Source organism: Pseudomonas sp. IC_126, from assembly GCF_004331835.1.
Classification (GTDB): Bacteria; Pseudomonadota; Gammaproteobacteria; order Pseudomonadales; family Pseudomonadaceae; genus Stutzerimonas.
In genome coordinates this window covers 1-21335 of record NZ_SJSS01000008.1, presented here as the reverse complement: position 1 = coordinate 21335, position 21335 = coordinate 1, and the positions used below count along the sequence as shown (strand labels likewise).

Here is a 21335-nt window from a genome sequence, read left to right as displayed (position 1 = left end):
CCAATCATGGTGATTCGACAAAAAGGATTGCTAGCTGGAGTAGTGGTTTTTGCGATCGCGATCGCTGCGTTCATGTTGATCGACACCAACGGAAACAACCTCGACGCTGCCCAGACTGAACGTGCCGGTCTTGAAGTCCCGGTGCCGACCCGAGCAGGGTTGGCAAATTCCGCTGATAAGGTCCGCCTCACTGTTGCGGGAGGCGCCGCAGCAATGGCGGGAAAGACGGGTGATTTCGTTTTAACACTGAACATTCAACCGGGCTGGCATGTGAATGCAAATCCGGCCTCCATGGAATTCCTGATTCCCACCGTCGTCAGCTCTTCAGTCAACGGCCAGGCGCTTATAATCCCGACGCAGTACCCGCGCGGCCGGGTCAGTGACATTGTGCTGAGTGACACCGCCCTAGAGGTGTATGACGACGGTGCAAGTATTCGGCTGCGGCCCGACGAAAAACAGACCGCCGTGCTGGAAAAGGTAGGCAGGCTCGAAATGATTGTACGGGTGCAGGCCTGCAGTGACGAGGGCATTTGTCTGGCACCGACTGACCTGCCCGTTGCGCTGAATCTGGACGATACCAAGCGACAATAAGTCAGAACGGCCCTCGGAAATGACTCAATTGGGGAATGACTGTGAACAGCTTATTCTGAGTATTCCCCGATTGCCGTGGTTGCGCTGGGCAGCTCAACGCCATGCCCCACCGTTCATATCTTGAGATGGGCGAGACTCGCTTCGTTAAACACCAAACTTACATTGTGATTCGCGCATTCCGCATGACGAAGTGGCTTCGGGGCAGTGCCGGCAATCGGTCCCAGGTGATTGATAGATCCTGTTCGGGAACCTCATATTGGAGCGAGCGAGCCAGGAAGCGAACAGCAACGCTCATCAATGCGACGGCGACGCCTTCACCTGGACAGCGATGGTTAACATGCGGGTCGCCTGGTCCTTGTGGGATGAAGCAGTATGGCGACGGAGAGTTGGATCGAAAGCGCTCAGGCTTGAAACGATCTGCCTCCTCCCAGAGCTGGGAATCGTGATTGGTTCCGTATAAGTCCAGCAGGACTAAGGTGCCCCTGCCAAAGGCAAATCCTTCCCATAGAAAATCTTCTTTCACGCGAGCGCTGATCGCTGGGAAGAAGGGGTAGAAACGCCGCACTTCCTGCACAAAGCAACCTATATCTCTTTCATCTCCCGACTGCAGGTTTCTCAGACAGAACGGGTGCTTGTGCAGCGCTAGCGCTGCAAAGGTTATGAATACAGAGACGGCTACCGTCGGCCGCAGCAGATTTAGTAGTTCCACTGATGCGGTATGTAGATCCAACGGCTGTCCGTGCTGGTCCTTGTAATGGGCGATGCGTTCGAGAGGCGATTGCTCGGGTGTAGGGGGAGCGGCGCGAGTGGACTCGACGAGCTCTGCCGCCCATTGCTCCAATCGGCGACGTGCCTTCCGTGCCTGCCAGTGCTGCAGACCGATCGCGCCGGCGTGCTCATAGAGAGCTGCAAGATCTTGAGTCCATTGTTGAACATCTCTTTCAGCGATTGGAGCACCGGCCCAGTCGCATACGGTGCGGCATAGAATTTCGCGAGCAATCTCGTAGAGGACGATTGACTCACCGGGACGCCAAGTTCGCGCATACTCCCTCCAACGAACCTCGCTCAACTCTGCTAGTTCCTGCACGTTCGCGGGTGTGAGCACTCCCATGAAGAGGGCCTTTCGGTGACGATGCGCATCACCGTCCAAACCTTGGACACCGTCTTGTCCGAATAAGGTTTTTTGCAGTCGCTTGGGCGCAGCGTTCTGGCGAACGAATCGGTCAGGGTCGCAAATCAAGCGAGCAGCTTCGGCACCTGTTAGGCACAGAGTTTTCTGTAATATCAAGCGAGTTTGAAACACAGGCGATTGATGAAACTTACTGCGCGTGGAGATAAATCGGTAGGGATCTCGCAAAAAGGCCCAAGTACTGTCCAATCCGGTGTCACGCGGTATGTTTGGCATTGCTGACTCCACCCGTTCTAGCTACGTGTTGCGGATTTCATCCTGCTCTGAAGAATTGTGACCGGCCGGGTAAGCAGATGTTGGATGAACAGGATCAATAAATTGCCCGAAATAATTTCTGGGGTAGTCCTTTTCATGCAATCCAACCTCAGCCTCGCCCAGCTTCCCGGCGCTGTCGTAGAAGGTTCCAAACATCTGATCCCACACAGTTGAAAACTCACCGAAGTTGACCTGAGCGTCTTCGAAGTCGCGCTTATGGTGCCAACGATGGACCTCAGCAACCCCTAGCACATGCCGCAGCCAACCCACGCTGTAGTCCAGGTTCGAATGCTGAAAGGCCAGATGGACGGTTAGGATCCCAAACCACGTTGCGACTACGGCAGACGGAGCTCCAGATATGAGCAAAACCACCAGCCCCGGCCCGGCCATCAACGCCGCATGCAGAGGATGTCGACGTTCTCCGTTCATCCAGTAGAGCCGCTCAGCGCTGTGATGGATCATGTGAAAGCGCCACAGCCAATGCACCCGGTGGCTGATGCGGTGCATCACATACAGGCTCAAGTCGAGCACGGCGGCGACTAGTAGCAATTGCAGCCACAATGGGCTCTCGATCGGAAAGAGCCGAACCGAAGCCGGTACCGCATCGCCTAACTTAGCCAGGAATTCTGCAGTAAATTGAATGACAGACAGGTTCACCAGCATGTGCAGCAGATCCGTCAGGGTGTCCTGATGATCTTCCAGCCAGGCTCGCCGAAAAGGCTGGATGCGCTCCAAGCCAGCAATGAGTAGCAGCCCCGCCGCGGCGACTATGGGTGTGGTGGGCCAATACGGTATACCTGCATACAGCGCCCAAATCATGAAGGAGGCACAGCCGCCAAACACAAGTGGATAGCTCAGCCACCTTATGGCGAATCGCAAGGGAATAGACATCGCTCAGCTCCTGAGTAGGGAGCCATGACTGTATGTGGGAAGGTCCGCTTTCGGCTTGAACGAAAGAGCTACGACCCCTGAAGATCGACTTCAGCCAGGGCGGAGGAAGGATCGATGCCCAGCAGTGCCCGGAATGTCCGGGAGAAATGTGCCGAGTCAGAAAAGCCCGCCTCATGGGCCGCTTCGGTGAGTAGACCCCCTTTGGCTAGGTGCTGTAGGGCTTGTGTGAGACGTAACCATTTCGCATAGCTGCGCAGCGGCAAGCCTGTCTGTTCCACGAACCAATGGGAAAACCGTGTAGGGGATAAATGCACCAACGCGGCCATTTCTTCGCGCCTCATTTGGCCTCTATGCAGCGCTTCAATCACCTTTGTCAAGCGAGGATCTGGAATCGGTGGATCGGGTAGCCGCAGTGCCTGGCGCACCCCCGTCCTAACCTGGAGAGCGGTATGTCCTGTCTCGCGCAGCATATCGATAATCGCTACTACGTCCGCCGGGGCGATCACGACTACCCTTGCTTCTTCGGTACCCCGCATAGTTGGGGCTTCATCGGATAGTGCATCCAGATAGATCGACAGCACTCGACCAGCACTGATCCGGTGTTTCAGGCCCGCGGCGATGAAGATGGCAGCCCCTGTTTGAATGCCCAACGGAGTTTCAACCGATACAGGTGAATCGAGGCCCACTGAAATCTGATGCGCCTGATGGTGGTGCCACTCCTGGTGGCCGGCACGGCCATGAAAGATGCCGATGCCGGGCCCTATCCAGGCCTGGCCTGCCCAGCGTACGGTATCCGTTGAGAGCGAGCCTTTCATTCGTTGACTCGGTCGGCTTCCGCATTTGGGCTTAGCAAACTGCTCAGGATCAACATGGCGGCGCCACCGACGATAGCAATATCCGCCAGGTTAAACGCAGGCCAATGCCAGGACTGCCAGTAAAAATCCAGGTAGTCGATTACATGGCCTCGAAATGCGCGATCAATCAGATTCCCAACTGCCCCGCCCAAGATAAGGCTATAGCCTAGGGCTTCGCTTTTGGCTCTGCGTTTACGCAATATCAGAGCCAGCACGATCGAAACGACCAAAGCTATGACAATGAAGAAGTAACGCTGCCAACCACCCGCGTCAGCCAGGAAGCTGAACGCTGCACCGGTATTCCAGAAGTGAACCAGGTTGAAGAACGGGGTGAGAGGAATCACGGTGCCGACCGGGAGCGAACCCGTAATTGCGCTTTTCAACGCTAGGTCGGCCGAGGCAATGGCTAGCGATAGCATCCACCAGAACCCAGGAGCAACAAGAGGTGATCTAGGAGACGACCTCATTGCATTTCTCCTTGAAGAAGTCGCTGCAGCTCCGGTGAAATAGGCATCGGCGCAAAAGCACTAACCCTGGCGCGCCCGCTGTTTCCGAGCGGCACCCAGATCTTCGAGAACAGCAGGGCCGCCATGATTCGCGGTACTTGGCTGAGCACCTTTCGAAAGTCGCGCAACTGCCAGTCGGCCCTCAGCATCAGCCAATGGCTCTGAGCATGAAGAATAGGCATTCGCTGGCTCAATATGTGGGCTCGCTCCAGCCAGGAGAAAGCCTCGGTTGGCGCCTCTGCATTAAGTGCTTTCCTAGCCTGGAAGAAGGCCTCATCAATGGCAATGCTGAGGGCGGTATTCATCTGGATCTCACTTACGCAGTAGATGCCCGAGTGAACACCCTATAGCTGCTATAGGGTCAAGCGCTATGGGCGATTCAAGACGACGCAAAAATGACTTTATGTCGGAATTACGAAAGAGGTTTGTCGCCCCCCAGCAGGCCCGAAAGTATCCCGCAGTCCAGACTTTGTCGTTCGTTATCGCAGCAACCTCGCAACGTCACCAGCTGGTTTTCGAGAGCATGTAAGGATGCGATCTGAGCCCTTACCTGTGCGATATGTCTATCAAGGAGCTCATTGACCGCAACGCAGGGTTGCTGCGGCTGTTCCTGATAGCTCTGCAAAACACCAATTTCTTCCAGTGACATGCCAAAAGAGCGGCATCGGCGAATGAACAGCAGTTTGTCCGCATGGTCTGCTTTATAGGTTCGATAGCCATTGTCCTCGCGTTCGGGCGGTGGAAGCAGTCCCTGACGTTCATAAAAACGAATCGTCTGAGTGTCCACTCCTGTCCGCTGTGCAAGTTGACCGATGCGCATGGTCTGTCCCTTGGTAAAAAAGCCAGTATATCCAGGCTTGACCCTATAGCCACTACATGGTTTTTAATCGGTAGAATCAAGTCCTATAGGAGAGGCGAGTCATGACTTCTTGTGATAAATCCTGTGGCTGTGGCCCTGAGCCGGTAAGCACTGAAGCGGCAGCCGCGCCTTCGAATGAAGGGACTTGGGTCAGCAGTTTTTCTGTGCCCAAGATGGATTGCCCGTCAGAAGAGCGAATGATTCGGCTCGCGCTCAATGGCTTTTCTGAACTCAATTCGCTGTCCTTTGATCTGAGCAGCAGACAGGTACGCGCTTTCCATGACGGTCCGGTTGACCAGATCGCAACCAAGCTGGAATCACTTGGTTTGGGGGCAACATTGCTCGGTACTCAACCGGCCAGCCAGGAAGCAGCTTCGGCCAATAGCGCCAGTGAAGAGCTGACTGCTTCCAAGGAGGCTGGCTCGCTCAAAATCCTGCTCGGTATCAATGCCACGATGTTTGTCATCGAGTTGGGCGTAGGCTTGATTGCTCAGTCGACGGGTCTGATCGCCGACTCGCTGGACATGTTTGCTGATGCTGCCGTCTATGGTCTGGCTCTCTTTGCGGTCGGTCGGGCTGCGCAGCTGCAGGTTCGCGCTGCGCACCTGGCGGGTTTTATCCAGATCGTGTTGGCTCTGGGGGTACTCGTGGAGGTGGTTAGGCGCTTCATCTATGGCAGCGAACCTGAGTCGATGCTGATGATGGGGATTGGCTTAGTTGCACTCGTCGCGAACGTCAGCTGTCTCTTATTGATCTACGGCCATCGTGAAGGCGGTGCACACATGAAAGCGAGTTGGATTTTTTCGGCCAACGATGTGATCGCGAATATTGGTGTTATCGCCGCTGGAGCTCTGGTTGCGTGGACAGGCTCTTCCTATCCAGATTTGGTGATTGGTACGGTAGTTGGCCTCATCGTACTCAACGGTGCGCGCCGAATCCTGGCATTGAAAGCCTGACCAACCGGATCGACAGCACCCCCATTTTCCAAACAGAGACGCGTAGCTTGTGAGTGACGTTGAGACGGCTGAGATAGAACAGCTGATGGCTGGATTGGACGGCAAAATTGCCGAAGGGCATGCCGCACAGAGTCGCGATGCTGCTTATGCTGTTTATGTGAAGCTCGAGGCGCTTCGTGAACAGCTTCCACCCCAGCCTGATGTGAATAGAACCCGTACAGAAGCCTGGGTGGAGGAGGCCTTGGAGCAAGCTAGCAAAAAGGCCTGGCGACTCTATGAGGCCTTTCACCTTGAAGTGCAGTACGACTTGGAATGGGCGAGCAGCTGCACTACGAAGACGCTTAGAAATTCTTAAAAAAGGTGAGAAGGCGCCGAATGGGCTGCGGGTGAAGCTAACTCACTTTTGAGCGAAGGGCCTTTAGCAACGTGAAGCTGCGAGGTGCGCACGGCGCTGAGCAGCTGTAGTCATGCAATATTCCAAGCGAGCCGGTGATATAGATCGGATCCACGCTCAATACCAGCGGTTCCCAGTAGTCTAGCGCCGATCTGCCACAGCGTTAGAGCTATGCGTGACGTGCGTGCTGCACGACATAAGAAGCAAAATCAGTCAGCGAGGCGAATCCGGACTCCCCTAATATCCCACTTCGCTGCAAATGGTAACCCTGCATCCCATGTGCAATCGGCCCTAGGGCGTCGGCCTCCAACGTGTCTCCAATCATAGCGATGGCGGAAGCCTCGCAGCCAAGCTGCTCTATCATCTGATAGTAGATAGCAGGCTCTGGCTTTATCGCTCCGATCTCGAAACTCCACGCGTAAACGTCGAACTTGGACAATAGTAGCTTGGCTGGAATCGCGTAAGGCGCCGCCAGGTTGGAGCACAACGCGAGCTTCAGGTCAGCGTCTTTGAGCTGAGCTAACGTTTCCAGGGTGTCGTCGAAAAGGCGAACGCTGGCCAGTTCAGTGAAAAGGTCGGCCTCAAGGCTAGCCAACTCGGAGTGGCTCAATTGCGCGCCGAAATAAGCGGCTGCTCCAGCCAAGCCTAAATTTTTCGTCATCAAAGCCCGCGCATCGTCCGACTTGGGTTGCCTGCCCTCAAGCCGCACCTGCTTCATGAGTTGACGGAAAGGATGGCGTCGCTCGCCAATTTGGAGCAGCGTGCCGAATACGTCGAAAACTACTGCTTGTATCACGCTGGTACCTATACGGTTAAAGGCGAACCGCCGTCCAATATGCGGGGCCGAGCCTCATTCTTTAGATTCGAGCATCTTCTGTGAAGGCAGCCTGACTATTTCTGCCCGAAGAATTTAGGCCAACCTTACGAAAATGTAATTGATGCTTCAGTTCTAAGTCAGGACGTTTTTCATATGTTGGCTGTCAGACGTAGCGATTATGGAAGAAATCCCCCCAACTGTCGGTGTAGTAGCCATGATCGTCGCTAACTAACTTATCAAGGAGCCCGCATGACCTCCTCGCATTGCCATCATCAGCCTGACCAAACGAAAGGATCTGCAGGACTCACAGACCCCGTCTGCGGGATGAAGGTGAAAGAGGACAGCGAGCATCAAGAGCACTATCAGGGAAGCACTTACCGCTTCTGTAGCCAGGGCTGCCAGACCAAGTTTCGTTCTGATCCTGCTAGATATCTCACTGCACAGCGGGATCATGGGGCGTCGTCTCAGGCTTCTACGTCGGCGGCACAGAAGGCACCCGACGGTGATGTAACGACCGAATACACCTGCCCGATGCACCCTGAGATTCGCCAAATGGGACCAGGTGACTGCCCTATCTGCGGAATGTCACTGGAACCAGTGATCCCTGAACTTGATGAAGACGAGAATCCTGAACTCAAGGACTTTTCAAAGCGGTTCTGGTGGTCATTGCCGTTAACGGTTGCTGTGACGTTACTGGCCATGGCGGGACACTCGATACCGCTATTTCACGGCGCTAGCCAGAGCTGGGTTGAGCTAGCTATCTCTACGCCTGTGGTGCTGTGGGCAGGCTGGCCATTCTTCAAACGAGGGCTCGCGTCAATCAGACAGCGCAGCCCCAATATGTGGACCTTAATAGGCATAGGGACCGGAGCAGCGTATTTCTACAGTTTGGTAGCGACAGCGCTACCTGGCCTCTTTCCTGAATCATTCAATATGGGAGGAGGGATCGGGGTTTATTATGAGGTGGCTGCGGTCATTATCTCTTTGACGCTTCTGGGCCAACTGCTTGAGCTTAAGGCACGTTCGCAGACGTCATCCGCGATCAAGTCTCTTTTGGGCCTTTCCCCTAAGACAGCACGTCGTATCGCTGATGATGGAACCGAAGTGGATGTCCCTTTGAATGATGTTCAAGAAGGCGATCAGCTACGCATCCGACCAGGCGAAAAGGTCCCAGTCGACGGTGAGGTGCTTGAAGGTGAAAGTGCTGTCGACGAATCGATGCTGACTGGCGAGCCTGTGCCAGTTACCAAGCGAGTTGGTGATACGGTAATCGGGGCCACGCTCAATACCAGCGGTTCCCTGGTAATGAAGGCCACGAAGGTTGGCTCAGGAACAATGCTCTCCCAGATCGTGCAGATGGTAGCTAATGCGCAACGGTCCAAAGCGCCTATGCAGCGCATGGCCGACAAAGTCGCGGGATACTTTGTAGTCACCGTAATCGGCATCGCCTTGCTGACATTTATGGGCTGGGGGCTTTTTGGCCCTGAGCATGGTTGGATGTTCGGCTTGATCAACGCCGTCGCGGTTTTGATCATCGCCTGCCCATGCGCGCTTGGGCTAGCCACACCGATGTCTATCATGGTCGCTACTGGCAAGGCCGCCGGTAGCGGTGTGCTTTTCAGGGACGCCAGTGCAATCGAAAACGTCCGTAAGATTGATACCTTGATTGTTGATAAGACGGGGACTCTGACGGAGGGCCGGCCAGTCTTTGATAGGGCCGAAGGCGTATCGCCGTACGACCAGCGGGAAGTGATCCGATTGGCCGCCAGCCTTGACCAAGGCAGCGAGCATCCACTTGCTCATGCCATCGTTGACCACGCCAGAGGCCAAGGAATTGAACTGGTACGGCCTGAAACTTTCGAGTCGGGCTCCGGAATCGGTGTACGGGGAATTGTCGAGGGCAAGCAATTGCAGCTCGGCAACACGGCACTTATGCAGGAAGCAGGTGTTAGCGTGGACGAGCTGAGAGACAAGGCTGAGCAGCTCCGTGAGAACGGTACAAGCATTATCTTTTTAGCCGTAGACGGGGCTCTTGCTGGCCTACTAGCGGTTTCCGACCCAATCAAACCAACTTCGAAGGAGGCGGTGGAAAACCTTCAAGCGAACGGCGTCAAAGTCATCATGGCTACTGGTGATGGGCTGACAACCGCCCGGGCCGTAGCTCGGGAGTTGGGAATAGAAGAAGTCCATGGGGAGGTCAAACCAAAAGACAAGGAGCAGTTAGTTTCGAAGCTACAGGCGCAAGGGAAAATCGTGGCCATGGCGGGTGATGGCATCAATGACGCTCCAGCTCTGGCGCGTGCAGATGTAGGGATTGCGATGGGTACCGGGACAGACGTAGCAATGAACAGTGCTCAGGTGACCTTAGTAAAAGGGGACCTGATGGGCATCGTTCGGGCTAGAACCCTTTCGCTTGCTACCGTCCGCAACATGCGGCAGAACCTCCTGTTTGCCTTCATGTACAACGGTATAAGTATCCCAATTGCGGCCGGTGTTCTCTATCCGTTAATGGGACTGCTTCTATCGCCGATCATCGCGGCCTTAGCTATGAGCCTTAGCTCAGCGTCGGTGGTGTTCAACGCGCTTAGGCTACGCAGCGCGAAGATCTAGCTATGGAAGCGTCAGTTTGATCGAGGGCTGATTTGCCCATTCCTACCTGGATTGATGGACACCTTTGGCGCTGCGTATCGGGCGGTGTGGGCAAGCGCCCCGCTGTCGCGTTCTCTTGCTCGGCATGCACAACGTCCATCAGGCCCTAAAATTCCTGACAAAACAGTAATGTAAGTAACAGGTTTCTGACAGCAAACGCTCTGTAAGGTACGCCCGTTGAGCCAAACATTCAGTTGCGTGGAAGCTCGGTTACAGCAACAGGTTCCTTATCGGCAGGCCCGTTGTGCCAAAAGCTCAGACCCAATAGACTAATCATATGAAGCTGTTCATCCGGTTGTGCTTCTCATTGTTCCTCAGTGTCGCTATCCCAATTACCGGGATGGCGCAAATGCTGATGACAACCGGAAATCCCACGATACCTGCCAAAGCCGTAAATCTTGCTGCGAACCAGGCACTGGATGCTGAGCATGACTGCTGCGCACTGGAACACCGCCATAAGCACCAAGGCGTCTGCAAAAACGGCCAAGAATGCCAAACAAGCAGCATGCTTCAGAGCTTAACGGAAAGGCCAGCGGTCTATTTTCCACATTCACATCGCCCATCCCCTTCAATTGGCCTCGCTCCGTCCTTAGCGCTTGAGCCCGTCTGGCATCCACCTCGGGTCTGATTCCGATCCCCTCCTAAACACCTCCCAGCCGTAGAAATCTGGGCTGAATTCGCGCGCCTCTGGCTCGCATGGAAGATCAGGAATCATTGACCATGAAACCCCAAGATTTGCGGGCTTGTGCCATTTCGGCCGCCCTGCTGGCGGGCGCTTTTGGCCTGCCTGGGTCCGCTTTCGCTCTAACCTTGGAGCAGGCCCTGAACCTGGCCGAGCAAGAAGCACCCTCACTCGATGCTCAGCGGGCCAACCTAGAGGCAGCGCGTAGCGCAGCCATTCCAGCAGGTGAGCTACCGGACCCAAAGCTGAAACTTGGCTTGCAAAACGTGCCTATTGAAGGCGAGCAACGCTGGCGGCTGGATGAAGACTTCATGACCATGCAGATGGTCGGGGTCATGCAAGACGTACCTAATCGAGCGAAAAGGCGTGCGCGTGTCGAGTCGGCGGAAGCCGATGTAGCACTCGCCGATATCCAACAAACCATTGAGCGGCTCAAAGTGCGGCAAAACACTGCCGAGGCGTGGATTGCCACCTTCGCGGTCGAGCAGAAACTCAGCCTGTTCAAACAGCTCTACGGCGAAAACCAGCTTTTCTTGCGGGCTGTGACAGCACGCATTGCCGGTGGTCGGGGCCAAGCCGCGGATAGCGTGGCTCCAAAGCAAGAAGCAGCATTGCTGGCTGAGCAGGAGGACGAACTCTTACGCAATCAGGCTGTTGCACGGGCCGAGCTTCGCCGCTGGATAGGTAACGAAGCAACCGCGCCACTTACCGGCACTTGGCCGCAATGGCTTGAGAGTTTTGATCATTACCAGCACAACCTTCACCAACATCCAGACTTGCTCGTTTTTGATCCGATGACTCAACAGGCGGAGGCCAAGGTGCGCCAGGCAGTCGCCGAAAAAACTCCGGACTGGAGTTGGGGCGTCGACTATCTGCATCGCGGCAGAGAATACGGCGACATGGTCAACCTCAGCGTCAGCTTCGACCTGCCGCTGTTTACCAGCTCTCGACAGGATCCAAAGATCGCGGCTGAGCGAGCGCGCCTCACACAGATCGAGGCGCAGCGTCAGGCGATGTTGCGTATGCATAACCAGGAGCTGGCCGCCGACCTGGCTGAATATCAGCGCCTTGACCGCGCATTCGCACGTGTTGAAGAAACCCTACTGCCACTCGCCGAGGAAAAGGTCCGCCTTGCCATGGCGGACTACCGCGCCGGGACCGGCGAACTGACCGCAGTGATCGATGCGCGCCGCCAGCTCGTTGAGACTCGCCTGCGTCGTATTGACGTAGCCCGCGACCGATCGCTGAGCAACGCCCGCCTGCATTTTGCCTTTGGAGATACCCGACCATGACATTTCTACTCAAGCGGCTGGCCGTCGTCCTAAGCCTTCCGCTGATTATCGGTACTGGGGGCATTGTCGGTCTGTCTACCTCTGTGTTCGCGCAAGCGGAAGAAGAAAAGGAGGTGCTTTATTGGTACGACCCCATGTATCCGCAACAGAAATTCGATGAGCCGGGCAAATCCCCCTTTATGGATATGGACCTGGTTCCGCGCTATGCCGATGAAGGCGGTGACGGGGCGTCGATTAGCATCGATCCGAGCGTGACGCAAAACCTGGGTATGCGCCTGGCGACCGCAACGCGCGAGTCGATTAGCCAGTCGCTCGAAGCGACAGGCGCATTGATGTTCGACGAGCGAGACGTAGCGGTTGTGCAGGCGCGGGCTGGTGGCTTTGTCGAGCGCGTTTACGACCGAGCGCCGGAAGATGTCATCAAAAAAGGCGCACCGCTGGCCGATCTGTTGGTGCCCGAATGGTCAGCGGCACAGGAAGAGTACCTGGCGCTCAAAGGGGTCGGCCAACCCCAGCTCCTCGCAGCAGCCCGTCAGCGGTTGCGCCTTGCTGGCATGCCACCAGAGGTCATTGCGCAGCTGGAACGCACCGGTAAGGCGCGCCCCGTATGGACCGTAACGAGCCCGATCGGTGGCGTGTTGAACAGTCTCGATGTCCGCGAGGGCATGACCGTCCCCGCCGGCGCCTCTCTCGCACGCATCAATGGGCTGGACTCGGTTTGGCTAGAGGTTGCGGTGCCTGAAGCGCAGATCACAAATTTAGCGCCGGGGCAGTCGGTGACAGCCCGCCTCCCTGCTTTTGCGGGTGAAACGCTGGAAGGCACGATCCAGGCCGTACTGTCGCAAGCCAACCTGGATAGCCGCACTGTGCGTGTCCGAGTCGAACTGCCCAACCCGCAGCAGCGGCTTCGCCCCGGCATGACGGCCGAGGTGACGTTGAGTCGCAACGTCGAAGATGTCTTGGTCATCCCGTCCGAGGCGGTCATTCGCACCGGCCGGCGCGCATTGGTGATGCTGGCCGAGGATCAAGGCCGTTACCGCCCGATTGAGGTTCGCACAGGCCGGGAATTCGATGACCAGACAGAGGTGCTTGAAGGGCTGGAAGCCGGTCAGAAGGTCGTGGCATCCGGTCAGTTCCTCCTGGATTCAGAGGCGAGCCTACGCGGGCTGACCGCTCAGGGTCTGGAGCAGCCGGCATCGCCTGTCAAACCTGCTTTGCATGAGGCTGAAGGTACGATCGTCAGCCTGGAAGATGGCATGGTTGGCCTGTCGCATGGGCCGTTCAAGACGCTGAACATGCCTGGAATGACCATGTCCTTTCCCGTTGCCGATCAGTCCCTCCTCTCAGGCTTGCAAGTGAACGACCGTGTCCGTGTTGGCGTGCGTGAAAGCGACGAAGGCTTGGTCATCGAGCGCATCGAGAAGCTCGGGGGCCAACAATGATCGCAGCCATAATCCGCTGGTCAGTGGCCAACCGCTTCCTGATCCTGCTGGCTACTGTGTTCGCGGTGGCTTGGGGTGTCTGGTCGGTCAAAAACACCGCTGTTGATGCGTTGCCAGACCTCTCCGACGTTCAGGTCATCATTCGCACGCCATACCCCGGGCAGGCACCCCAGATTGTCGAGAATCAGGTCACCTACCCGCTGACAACGACCATGCTGTCTGTCCCCGGCGCGAAGACAGTCCGCGGTTACTCCTTCTTCGGGGACAGCTACGTGTACGTCCTGTTCGAAGACGGCACGGATCTGTACTGGGCCCGTTCACGGGTGCTGGAGTACCTGAGCCAGGTGCAGAGTCGGCTTCCCGCCGCCGCCAAACCCGCCTTGGGGCCTGACGCCACGGGTGTCGGTTGGATCTACCAATATGCGTTGGTAGACCGAACGGGCAAACATGACCTTTCGCAGCTGCGCTCTTTGCAAGATTGGTTCTTGCGCTATGAGCTCAAGACACTGCCCAACGTGGCGGAAGTCGCGCCCATAGGCGGGATGGTCAAGCAGTACCAGGTGGTACTCGATCCCGTACGCATGGCCAGCAGAGGCGTGACGCAGCAGCAGATTGCAACGGCGATCGATGAGGCCAACCGTGAAACCGGCGGGAGTGTTCTGGAACTCGCGGAAACCGAGTTCATGGTCCGTGCGACCGGGTATCTCAAGACACTCAAGGATTTTCGAGCCATTCCTTTGCGTCTCGACGGCGGCGTGCCCGTGACCCTAGGGGACGTTGCGCACATCCAGCTTGGCCCGGAAATGCGCCGCGGCATCGCCGAGCTTGACGGCGAAGGCGAGGTAGTCGGCGGAGTCGTGATCCTGCGTAGCGGCAAGAACGCTCGGGAAACGATCGCTGCCGTTCAAACCAAACTTGATGAGCTCAAAGCGAGCCTTCCCGAAGGCGTCGAAATCGTCACGACTTACGACCGTAGCAAGCTGATCGACAGTGCCGTTGAAAACCTCACCCACAAGCTCATCGAGGAATTCATCGTCGTTGCGCTGGTTTGCGCACTATTCCTGTGGCATCTGCGCTCATCTCTGGTCGCCATCGTTTCGTTGCCGATCGGCATCTTGATTGCCTTTGTGATCATGCAGCGGCAAGGCATCAACGCAAACATCATGTCTTTGGGTGGCATCGCTATCGCGATCGGAGCGATGGTCGATGCAGCAATCGTCATGATCGAAAACGCCCACAAGCACATCGAGGCCTGGCACAAGCGGCATCCCGATTCCACCTTGAAAGGCCAGGCGCACTGGAAAGTCATTACTGACGCAGCCGTTGAGGTGGGGCCGGCACTGTTCTTTAGCCTTCTGATCATCACGCTGTCGTTCATCCCAGTGTTCACCCTGGAAGCGCAAGAAGGCCGGCTGTTCGGCCCACTGGCGTTCACCAAAACCTATGCAATGGCAGCGGCCGCGGGTCTGTCGGTAACGCTGGTTCCGGTGCTCATGGGGTATTGGATACGGGGCAATATCCCGGACGAACACCGCAATCCGCTCAACCGTGGCCTCATCTGGATCTACAAGCCGGTCCTGGATGCTGTGCTGCGCTGGCCCAAAATGACCCTGCTTGTGGCGGTTCTGGTTTTCTTGACGGGCCTGTGGCCCGCCTCTCGCCTCGGTGGTGAATTCTTGCCACCGCTGGATGAAGGCGACCTGCTTTATATGCCCACCGCTCTTCCAGGCCTCTCCGCCCAGAAGGCTTCCGAGCTACTGCAGCAGACTGACCGCCTTATCAAGACCGTGCCCGAGGTGGCTCACGTGTTCGGCAAAGCCGGCCGAGCCGATACCGCGACGGATCCGGCACCGCTGACGATGTTCGAGACGACCATCCAATTCAAGCCAAAGGACCAATGGCGCCCTGGAATGACCCCGGAAAAACTGGTGGAAGAGCTGGATCGCACGGTGCAGGTGCCCGGGCTGGCAAATCTGTGGATCCCGCCCATTCGAAACCGCATCGATATGCTGGCGACGGGGATCAAAAGCCCGATAGGGGTGAAGGTATACGGCACTGACCTCACGCAAATCGACAAAGCGACCCTGGTGGTCGAGCAGATCGCCAAAACGGTGCCTGGGGTCAGTTCGGCGCTCGCTGAGCGACTGACCGGTGGCCGGTACATCGATGTGGATATCGATCGTGTCGCCGCCGCGCGCTACGGCCTGAATATCGCGGACGTGCAATCAATCGTGGCCGGTGCCATCGGTGGTCAAACCATTGGTGAAACCGTGGAAGGGCTCGCCAGGTATCCCATCAACCTCCGCTATGGTCGCGAGTGGCGCGACTCGATAAGCGATCTGCGCAACCTGCCTATCTACACGCCGCAAGGCAGTCAGATCACCTTGGGGACTGTGGCGAAGGTACAGGTGACCGATGGGCCGCCAATGCTCAAAAGCGAAAACGCGAGGCTGTCGGGTTGGGTTTACGTCGACGTTCGAGGCCGCGACATGGCGGCGGTCGTTGGCGATTTGAGGGAAAGGATCAGCGAAGGCGTCCAGCTCGAGTCCGGCATGAGCATCAGCTATTCCGGTCAATTCGAATTCATGGAGCGAGCTAACGCGAAGCTAAAGCTCGTCGTTCCGGCTACCTTGCTGATCATTTTTGTCTTGCTCTACCTCACGTTTGCCCGCTTTGGCGAGGCGCTGCTCATCATGGCTACGCTGCCATTCGCCCTTACCGGTGGCGTCTGGTTCCTGTACCTATTGGGGTACAACCTATCCGTAGCGACCGGAATCGGCTTCATTGCGCTGGCAGGGGTTTCCGCTGAGTTCGGCGTCATCATGCTGCTGTACTTGAAGAACGCATGGACAGATCGCGTTAACGCCGGAGCCCAAGGCGAAGGCGTACTGCTCGACGCAATCCGTGAAGGCGCCGTACAGCGGGTGCGCCCCAAGGCCATGACCGTCGCAGTGATCATCGCCGGCCTGCTGCCCATCCTCTGGGGTAGCGGAACCGGCAGCGAAATCATGAGCCGCATCGCCGCCCCGATGGTAGGCGGGATGATCACCGCCCCCTTGCTTTCCCTGTTCGTTCTGCCGGCAGCCTACCTGCTGATGCGCCGTCGGCAATTGCGAGTCACCACCCAGCAAGCAACCAACCCCACTGGAGAACATCCATGAACATCAAGCACATCACCCTTGCCACACTCTTCCTGGTACCAGTCGCCTATGCCGCCGAAAAGGAGCCTATGGACGGCATGCCCATGGATCACAAAGGCATGAACATGCAAATGGACCAGAAGTCGGCCGGACAGACCGCTACTGCCACCGGTACGGTCAAGAAACTGAATAAGGAAATCGGGACCGTCACCATAGCCCACGGCCCAGTCGAAGCGCTGGGCTGGCCGTCGATGACGATGGGCTTCAAAGCAAAGCCTGATCAGCTCAAAGCGTTGAAGGAGGGGGACCAAGTCGAATTCGAGTTCACCTCGAAAGGCATGAATTCAACCATTACACGCATTGAAAAGCAGTAAGAAAAGAAGGACCGCCGCACACGCGGCGGTCGCTATCAGATCAATTACGTTAATTACAACTTTGTAACGTGGAGAACAGCTCCTGGTAAGGACCGACCCTTTAACCTAAAGGCATAACTAACCAAGAGGTGTTACCCATGAGCCGCATGACCAAAGTATTTCTCCCGTTAATTCTGACCATTGCTTCTTCGCTTGCAATGGCCGAAGGCGGAAGCGACAGAACACTGCAACGCCTTGATAATACGTCGGGAGCAAAGCCCACACTAAAAACGCTTGTTAAAGAAGGTAATGTGCTGAGCATTGCACCCGCCGGGGCGACCGGCACGACTGGCATGATCCAGAACTATAGAACTAACGCAAAAGTACAGACGTACGAGATGAAGGTAAAGACCCCCGACGGAATGATCCATACGGTAGAGTTCTTGAGCACACCAGTAGGCGTCAACAACGGCTAACCTGCAGATTAATAACCGAGGTTAATCCGATGAACAGCCTATTTTCGAAGATGAAAACCATCCTGCAGCGCAACCCGGTCGTAACGGGTTTAACCGCCGCTGTGGTTGGCTACATGCTCATGAGCCAAAGCACCGGGGCGTTGGCAACTACTTTGCCAAGCCTGCTTTTCCTCTTGCCCTGCCTGTTGATGATGGTCGTATGCATGAAACATATGTCCAGCGGCAAGTGTGACAAATCCAAGGAGCCGGAGGTCGCCGAAAATACCTTGTTAAGCAAGAGCGAATAATCCATCAAACTTGGAGATTTAACATGCGAAAGACCATAGTAGTAACAGCAATTGCAATCACTCTGGCGAGCGGGCTGAGTTTCGCAGCGGCAGATAAAGAAAGCAAAAGCCATTCTGAAAACGGCATGATGAGTGGCGGCATGCATATGGAAATGATGGGCGACATGCATGGAATGATGAAAGAATGCCGTGAAATGATGGGGGCCGCCAAAGCCAGCCACTCGCAAAATGGCCAAAATCCAGACGAGGCCTAGAATACAAAAGTGCTAGCGGCAGTGATCGAAGCAGGTAGGGCTCCTCCTCGGGTGCTGTACCTGCTTTTGTGCGTGATGGGCCAACAGGATCGTACTGATGGGTAAAGTGTCACTGACGAGCAGAATGGCGATAGCTTTCATGCTCGTGGTTACGGTTGTGTTATTGGCGGCTGCAATAAGCTTTAATTACTTTTGCCAGCTCCATTTCGAACGCAAAGATGCGCAAGTGCTGAGTGAAAAGGCCGCTGCAGTAGAGCGTACGCTACGCAGCAGTACGGCATTCGGACAAGAAACCGCATCAAGAATTGATAAGGTTATTGAGCACTCCTTTGGTTTCGCAACTGCGGTCGTGGTAGACGGGAAGACTGTTTATTCGCACCACAATTTGTCTGAGAGCTTGCTGCCTCTTGTCACCGGCCTCCAAGAGGAACGCTGGACGGTAAGTTTCGGTGGCCATCAGTACAGCGGAATTACCAGAAAAGTAAACCGGTGGATCGAAGGGCAGGATACTGTTATCTATTTGGCCTTGGATGTAACGCACCGGATCCACTTCTTCGAAATGATTCAGCAATGGTTTGCTTATACGCTGGCGGTCAGTGCGCTTCTGAGTGGCGCTTTAGGTGTTGTTCTGATCAAGAAGGGTTTAAAACCGATCGACGAACTGTCCAAGACATCTTCTACGGTAACCGCCAATTGCTTGGATACCAGAATTCCAACCGAGTCAGTGCCAGGCGAGCTTCATGAACTTGTGGACAACTTCAATGAAATGCTCTCGCGCCTAGATGACTCTTTTCTCAGGTTGTCAGGTTTCTCGGCGGACATTGCTCACGAACTAAGAACCCCCCTGAACAGCATGCTTACCCAGATAGAAGTCGCACTCTTGCGCGATCGCGAGAATGCCGACTACAAAGACATTTTGTATTCCGCCCTCGAAGAGCTTAGGCGCATGTCAAAAATGGTAGATGACATGCTGTTTCTCGCCAAGGCAGACAACGGAAAAATTACGCCCAATGCCGAAGAGGCCAGCATGGCTGAGATTACCGCGAGCGTCATTGAATATTACGAGCTTGCGGCCGAGGACAAAAAGGTAGAAATAGCGCTTTCAGGCGATGGATCGGTGCATGGTGATAAGTCAATGCTAAGACGGGCTATCTCAAACATAGTCTCGAACGCAGTTCGGTATGCAGAGGAAGGCAGCACCATCAGCGTTGAAATAAGCGAGAGCGGTACCTCGGTATCCACAGCTATTTCCAACCGAGGCACAACTATTCCAGCCGAGCTTCACACCCGAATATTCGATCGGTTCTACAGGGTCGATACCGCAAGGCGCGAAGGTACCACCATGAATGCGGGCCTCGGCATGGCTATCACTCGCTCGATAGTTGAAGCACACAAGGGGCGCATCGCTTGCAAATCGGATGAGGGGCACACGACTTTCACAATGACGCTTCCAAGGCTTATGTCCAGTTAATGGCGCAGGCCTGCAATGCCTCTGACCGATGCTATAGAAAATGCCCAGCTGAACCGAAAGAGGTCACGCCTTTCGAACCTGTATGTTTGGTCCTGGAGGTTCCCGTGCATACATCCTCATTGAGAAAGTGCGGTACGACAGCCTCAGCGCTCAACGAAGCGTGCTTCTGTGTAAGCCTGGATCAGGTTGCGCTTGCAAATGCACTGGCCGAACAGCTTGGCAATCCCGAGCTGTCAGATCTATTGAAGTCACGTTGCCCCCATGTGTTTGCTGCGCGACCGGTCTTTGTATCGCCGTCGCGGCTGCGCCAGGTGAGTGAGGTCATCCAGGCCATCGAGCGAACCGTGAGCTTGCCCGCTTGGCATGAACATGCTCTGGGTTCTGCCCCACCTATTGCGCGACACAGTCCCCGGGGCGCGCGTGGCGTCTTCTTCGGCTACGATTTTCACCTGGATGAGGACAAGCTTGGTCTCATCGAAATAAACACAAATGCGGGCGGAGCGATGCTGAACGTATTGCTCGCCCGTGCGCAGCGCAGTTGTTGCAGCGGCGTAGTCGGGCTATCGCCGGGGCCGGAAGGTGCTGGCGGCTTCGAGCATTCGATTCTGGAGATGTTTACCAAAGAATGGTCTGCGAGCGGAGAGCAACGACCGCTCAAGCGCCTGGTCATCTTGGATGAAAGCCCACAAGCCCAGTACCTGTACCCGGAGTTTTTTCTCTTTCAGCGGTTGTTCGAGTCAGCACGGATCGACTGCATGATCGCAGACCCAGCCGATCTGGCCTTTCACAACGATTGCCTCTTGATCGACGGAAAGCCTGTGGATCTCGTCTACAACCGACTCACCGATTTCTATCTGGAAGGCGATAATTGCAGCGCGCTGCGGAGCGCTTATTTAGCTGATGCTGTGACGGTAACGCCACACCCTCAGGCCTATGCCCTTTACGCCGACAAACGCAGGCTGGTCGACTTAACCAACGCAAGTTTGTTGGAAGAGATTGGCATTGATCCGCAGACCCGAGCCGTATTGGCCCAGTACGTCCCGCTTACGGTCCCTGTCGAGCATCGTAATTCAGAGCAGCTTTGGGAAAAACGCCGCAGCCTCTTTTTCAAACCTGTCAGTGGGTTTGGTAGTCGCGGTGCGTACCGAGGAGACAAGCTCACCAAGCGTGTGTGGGAAGAAATCCTTGGCGGAAACTACGTGGCCCAGTCCCTTGTGGCTCCTGGCGAGCGTAGAACCGTCGCCGACCCTCAGGTACGTCCGATGAAGTTTGACCTACGCGCGTACGCTTATGCTGGCAAGGTGCAGTGGAACGCTGCCAGGGTTTACCAAGGACAGACGACCAACTTTCGAACGGAGGGGGGCGGTTTTGCTCCTGTGTTTACCCTAGGCGAGGAAGAGGAGCGAGCTGGCTCCTCAGAGCAACGGTCACACGCCTCGTTCACTTTCTTGCTCGACGAAAACGGCGCCGTAGAGGAGCTGCCGCACCCGCTCTATCTGGCGTTGGTTCGTGCCGAAAGGGCTACCTCGAAACTTGCCGGTAAGCGCTTCCGATTGGCGGATTGGTATGTGGCAATGGAAGCCGGCCAGCCGTCCAAAGTCATCCGAGAATGGTACGGTTGGGTAGCGTTCGACGCAGATGGTGGTTACCACCCTGAAGTTGATTCACCGAAAAACGGCCAGTCGGATAGTGCTGGCAATGTAGACTCATCTGCTCTTCCGACATTCGAAGAACACAATAAGATCGAGGGACTATTGTTTCGAAATGAGTGATGCCGGTCTTGCACGCCCCAGAGGTTCCCCTAGAGCGCAGAACCAAGCTTGCCGCTCAGTGCCAGCGCCAGTAGCCGATGTAGTGGTCTACTGATTCCGGACACCCATTTAGGGCGAGAATGCTCGCCATAGAGAGGTGTCTGATGACCAAGCAACGTCGTTCCTTTACGCCCGAGTTCAAACGAGAGGCCGCCTGCCTGGTGCT

The 21335-nt window shown here is 55.9% G+C and carries 20 protein-coding genes; 13 read left to right on the top strand and 7 right to left on the bottom strand.

Annotated features, from left to right (window positions below):
• Positions 1-6: 6 nt before the first annotated feature.
• Entirely contained in the window at positions 7-591 is a 585-nt protein-coding gene (locus tag E0D86_RS19595; RefSeq protein WP_017246245.1) for a protein-disulfide reductase DsbD domain-containing protein, read from the top strand.
• A 157-nt stretch (positions 592-748) separates the two neighbouring features.
• Here the strand turns inward: E0D86_RS19595 and E0D86_RS19590 are convergent, their stop codons facing one another.
• The 6 genes from E0D86_RS19590 to cadR form a co-directional block, all read right to left on the bottom strand.
• Positions 749-1996: a cytochrome P450 gene (locus E0D86_RS19590; RefSeq protein ID WP_023083086.1), complete on the bottom strand. Its 1248-nt coding sequence runs from the start codon at positions 1994-1996 to the stop codon at positions 749-751.
• A 21-nt stretch (positions 1997-2017) separates the two neighbouring features.
• Positions 2018-2926 carry a sterol desaturase family protein gene (locus E0D86_RS19585; RefSeq protein ID WP_023083085.1) on the bottom strand — a complete coding sequence of 303 codons (909 nt, stop codon included), beginning with the start codon at positions 2924-2926 and terminating at the stop codon, positions 2018-2020.
• A 68-nt stretch (positions 2927-2994) separates the two neighbouring features.
• Positions 2995-3741, bottom strand: coding sequence for an AraC family transcriptional regulator (locus tag E0D86_RS19580; RefSeq protein WP_023083084.1), 747 nt, complete (start codon positions 3739-3741; stop codon positions 2995-2997).
• The gene (lspA, locus tag E0D86_RS19575) at positions 3738-4199 is read right to left on the bottom strand and encodes a signal peptidase II (RefSeq protein WP_230697886.1); all 462 of its coding nucleotides are present in this window, start codon (positions 4197-4199) and stop codon (positions 3738-3740) included. The genes E0D86_RS19580 and lspA overlap by 4 nt, the downstream gene beginning before the upstream one ends.
• A 44-nt stretch (positions 4200-4243) precedes the next feature.
• Positions 4244-4591, bottom strand: coding sequence for a DUF3703 domain-containing protein (locus tag E0D86_RS19570; RefSeq protein WP_102821478.1), 348 nt, complete (start codon positions 4589-4591; stop codon positions 4244-4246).
• Positions 4592-4698: 107 nt separating this feature from the next.
• A complete protein-coding gene (gene cadR, locus E0D86_RS19565; protein ID WP_017246254.1) occupies positions 4699-5106 on the bottom strand; it encodes a Cd(II)/Pb(II)-responsive transcriptional regulator in 408 nt (135 codons plus the stop codon).
• 101 nt (positions 5107-5207) lie between these two features.
• Here cadR and E0D86_RS19560 point away from each other — a divergent pair, with 101 nt between their 5' ends.
• Both E0D86_RS19560 and E0D86_RS19555 read left to right on the top strand, forming a co-directional pair.
• Positions 5208-6101 (top strand): cation transporter, encoded by an 894-nt coding sequence (locus tag E0D86_RS19560; RefSeq protein ID WP_026006648.1) that lies wholly within the window; start codon positions 5208-5210, stop codon positions 6099-6101.
• 49 nt (positions 6102-6150) lie between these two features.
• A complete protein-coding gene (locus tag E0D86_RS19555; RefSeq protein ID WP_131651723.1) occupies positions 6151-6456 on the top strand; it encodes a hypothetical protein in 306 nt (101 codons plus the stop codon).
• A 208-nt stretch (positions 6457-6664) separates the two neighbouring features.
• Here the strand turns inward: E0D86_RS19555 and E0D86_RS19550 are convergent, their stop codons facing one another.
• On the bottom strand, positions 6665-7291 hold the full coding sequence (locus E0D86_RS19550; protein ID WP_131651722.1) for an HAD family hydrolase: 627 nt from the start codon (positions 7289-7291) through the stop codon (positions 6665-6667).
• A gap of 270 nt (positions 7292-7561) precedes the next feature.
• Between E0D86_RS19550 and E0D86_RS19545 the strand changes: the two genes are divergently transcribed.
• From E0D86_RS19545 to E0D86_RS19500, 10 genes are all read left to right on the top strand, one after another.
• Positions 7562-9922: a heavy metal translocating P-type ATPase gene (locus E0D86_RS19545; protein WP_131651721.1), complete on the top strand. Its 2361-nt coding sequence runs from the start codon at positions 7562-7564 to the stop codon at positions 9920-9922.
• A 735-nt stretch (positions 9923-10657) separates the two neighbouring features.
• Positions 10658-11935, top strand: a complete 1278-nt coding sequence (locus E0D86_RS19540) for a TolC family protein (RefSeq protein WP_256681280.1) — start codon at positions 10658-10660, stop codon at positions 11933-11935.
• Positions 11932-13377, top strand: a complete 1446-nt coding sequence (locus tag E0D86_RS19535; protein WP_131651720.1) for an efflux RND transporter periplasmic adaptor subunit — start codon at positions 11932-11934, stop codon at positions 13375-13377. Before E0D86_RS19540 ends, E0D86_RS19535 begins: the two co-directional genes overlap by 4 nt.
• Positions 13374-16538, top strand: a complete 3165-nt coding sequence (locus E0D86_RS19530) for an efflux RND transporter permease subunit (protein WP_131651719.1) — start codon at positions 13374-13376, stop codon at positions 16536-16538. The genes E0D86_RS19535 and E0D86_RS19530 overlap by 4 nt, the downstream gene beginning before the upstream one ends.
• The gene (locus E0D86_RS19525) at positions 16535-16891 is read left to right on the top strand and encodes a copper-binding protein (protein ID WP_131651718.1); all 357 of its coding nucleotides are present in this window, start codon (positions 16535-16537) and stop codon (positions 16889-16891) included. Before E0D86_RS19530 ends, E0D86_RS19525 begins: the two co-directional genes overlap by 4 nt.
• A gap of 137 nt (positions 16892-17028) precedes the next feature.
• Complete coding sequence (locus E0D86_RS19520; RefSeq protein ID WP_131651717.1) at positions 17029-17346, top strand: co-regulatory protein PtrA N-terminal domain-containing protein; 318 nt, start codon at positions 17029-17031, stop codon at positions 17344-17346.
• Positions 17347-17375: 29 nt separating this feature from the next.
• Positions 17376-17633 carry a DUF2933 domain-containing protein gene (locus E0D86_RS19515; protein WP_131651716.1) on the top strand — a complete coding sequence of 86 codons (258 nt, stop codon included), beginning with the start codon at positions 17376-17378 and terminating at the stop codon, positions 17631-17633.
• Between the two features lie 23 nt (positions 17634-17656).
• On the top strand, positions 17657-17887 hold the full coding sequence (locus E0D86_RS19510; RefSeq protein WP_131651715.1) for a hypothetical protein: 231 nt from the start codon (positions 17657-17659) through the stop codon (positions 17885-17887).
• 97 nt (positions 17888-17984) lie between these two features.
• Positions 17985-19358, top strand: coding sequence for a heavy metal sensor histidine kinase (locus tag E0D86_RS19505; RefSeq protein ID WP_131651714.1), 1374 nt, complete (start codon positions 17985-17987; stop codon positions 19356-19358).
• Between the two features lie 104 nt (positions 19359-19462).
• Positions 19463-21130: a hypothetical protein gene (locus tag E0D86_RS19500; RefSeq protein WP_131651713.1), complete on the top strand. Its 1668-nt coding sequence runs from the start codon at positions 19463-19465 to the stop codon at positions 21128-21130.
• The last annotated feature ends 205 nt before the right edge of the window (positions 21131-21335 follow it).

Coding starts and splice junctions, on each gene's coding strand:
- E0D86_RS19595 (WP_017246245.1), top strand. CDS start 7: ATGGTGATTCGACAAAAAGGATTGCTAGCTGGAGTAGTGGTTTTTGCG.
- E0D86_RS19590 (WP_023083086.1), bottom strand. CDS start 1,996: ATGCCAAACATACCGCGTGACACCGGATTGGACAGTACTTGGGCCTTT.
- E0D86_RS19585 (WP_023083085.1), bottom strand. CDS start 2,926: ATGTCTATTCCCTTGCGATTCGCCATAAGGTGGCTGAGCTATCCACTT.
- E0D86_RS19580 (WP_023083084.1), bottom strand. CDS start 3,741: ATGAAAGGCTCGCTCTCAACGGATACCGTACGCTGGGCAGGCCAGGCC.
- lspA (WP_230697886.1), bottom strand. CDS start 4,199: ATGCTATCGCTAGCCATTGCCTCGGCCGACCTAGCGTTGAAAAGCGCA.
- E0D86_RS19570 (WP_102821478.1), bottom strand. CDS start 4,591: ATGAATACCGCCCTCAGCATTGCCATTGATGAGGCCTTCTTCCAGGCT.
- cadR (WP_017246254.1), bottom strand. CDS start 5,106: ATGCGCATCGGTCAACTTGCACAGCGGACAGGAGTGGACACTCAGACG.
- E0D86_RS19560 (WP_026006648.1), top strand. CDS start 5,208: ATGACTTCTTGTGATAAATCCTGTGGCTGTGGCCCTGAGCCGGTAAGC.
- E0D86_RS19545 (WP_131651721.1), top strand. CDS start 7,562: ATGACCTCCTCGCATTGCCATCATCAGCCTGACCAAACGAAAGGATCT.
- E0D86_RS19540 (WP_256681280.1), top strand. CDS start 10,658: ATGGAAGATCAGGAATCATTGACCATGAAACCCCAAGATTTGCGGGCT.
- E0D86_RS19535 (WP_131651720.1), top strand. CDS start 11,932: ATGACATTTCTACTCAAGCGGCTGGCCGTCGTCCTAAGCCTTCCGCTG.
- E0D86_RS19530 (WP_131651719.1), top strand. CDS start 13,374: ATGATCGCAGCCATAATCCGCTGGTCAGTGGCCAACCGCTTCCTGATC.
- E0D86_RS19525 (WP_131651718.1), top strand. CDS start 16,535: ATGAACATCAAGCACATCACCCTTGCCACACTCTTCCTGGTACCAGTC.
- E0D86_RS19520 (WP_131651717.1), top strand. CDS start 17,029: ATGAGCCGCATGACCAAAGTATTTCTCCCGTTAATTCTGACCATTGCT.
- E0D86_RS19515 (WP_131651716.1), top strand. CDS start 17,376: ATGAACAGCCTATTTTCGAAGATGAAAACCATCCTGCAGCGCAACCCG.
- E0D86_RS19510 (WP_131651715.1), top strand. CDS start 17,657: ATGCGAAAGACCATAGTAGTAACAGCAATTGCAATCACTCTGGCGAGC.
- E0D86_RS19505 (WP_131651714.1), top strand. CDS start 17,985: ATGGGTAAAGTGTCACTGACGAGCAGAATGGCGATAGCTTTCATGCTC.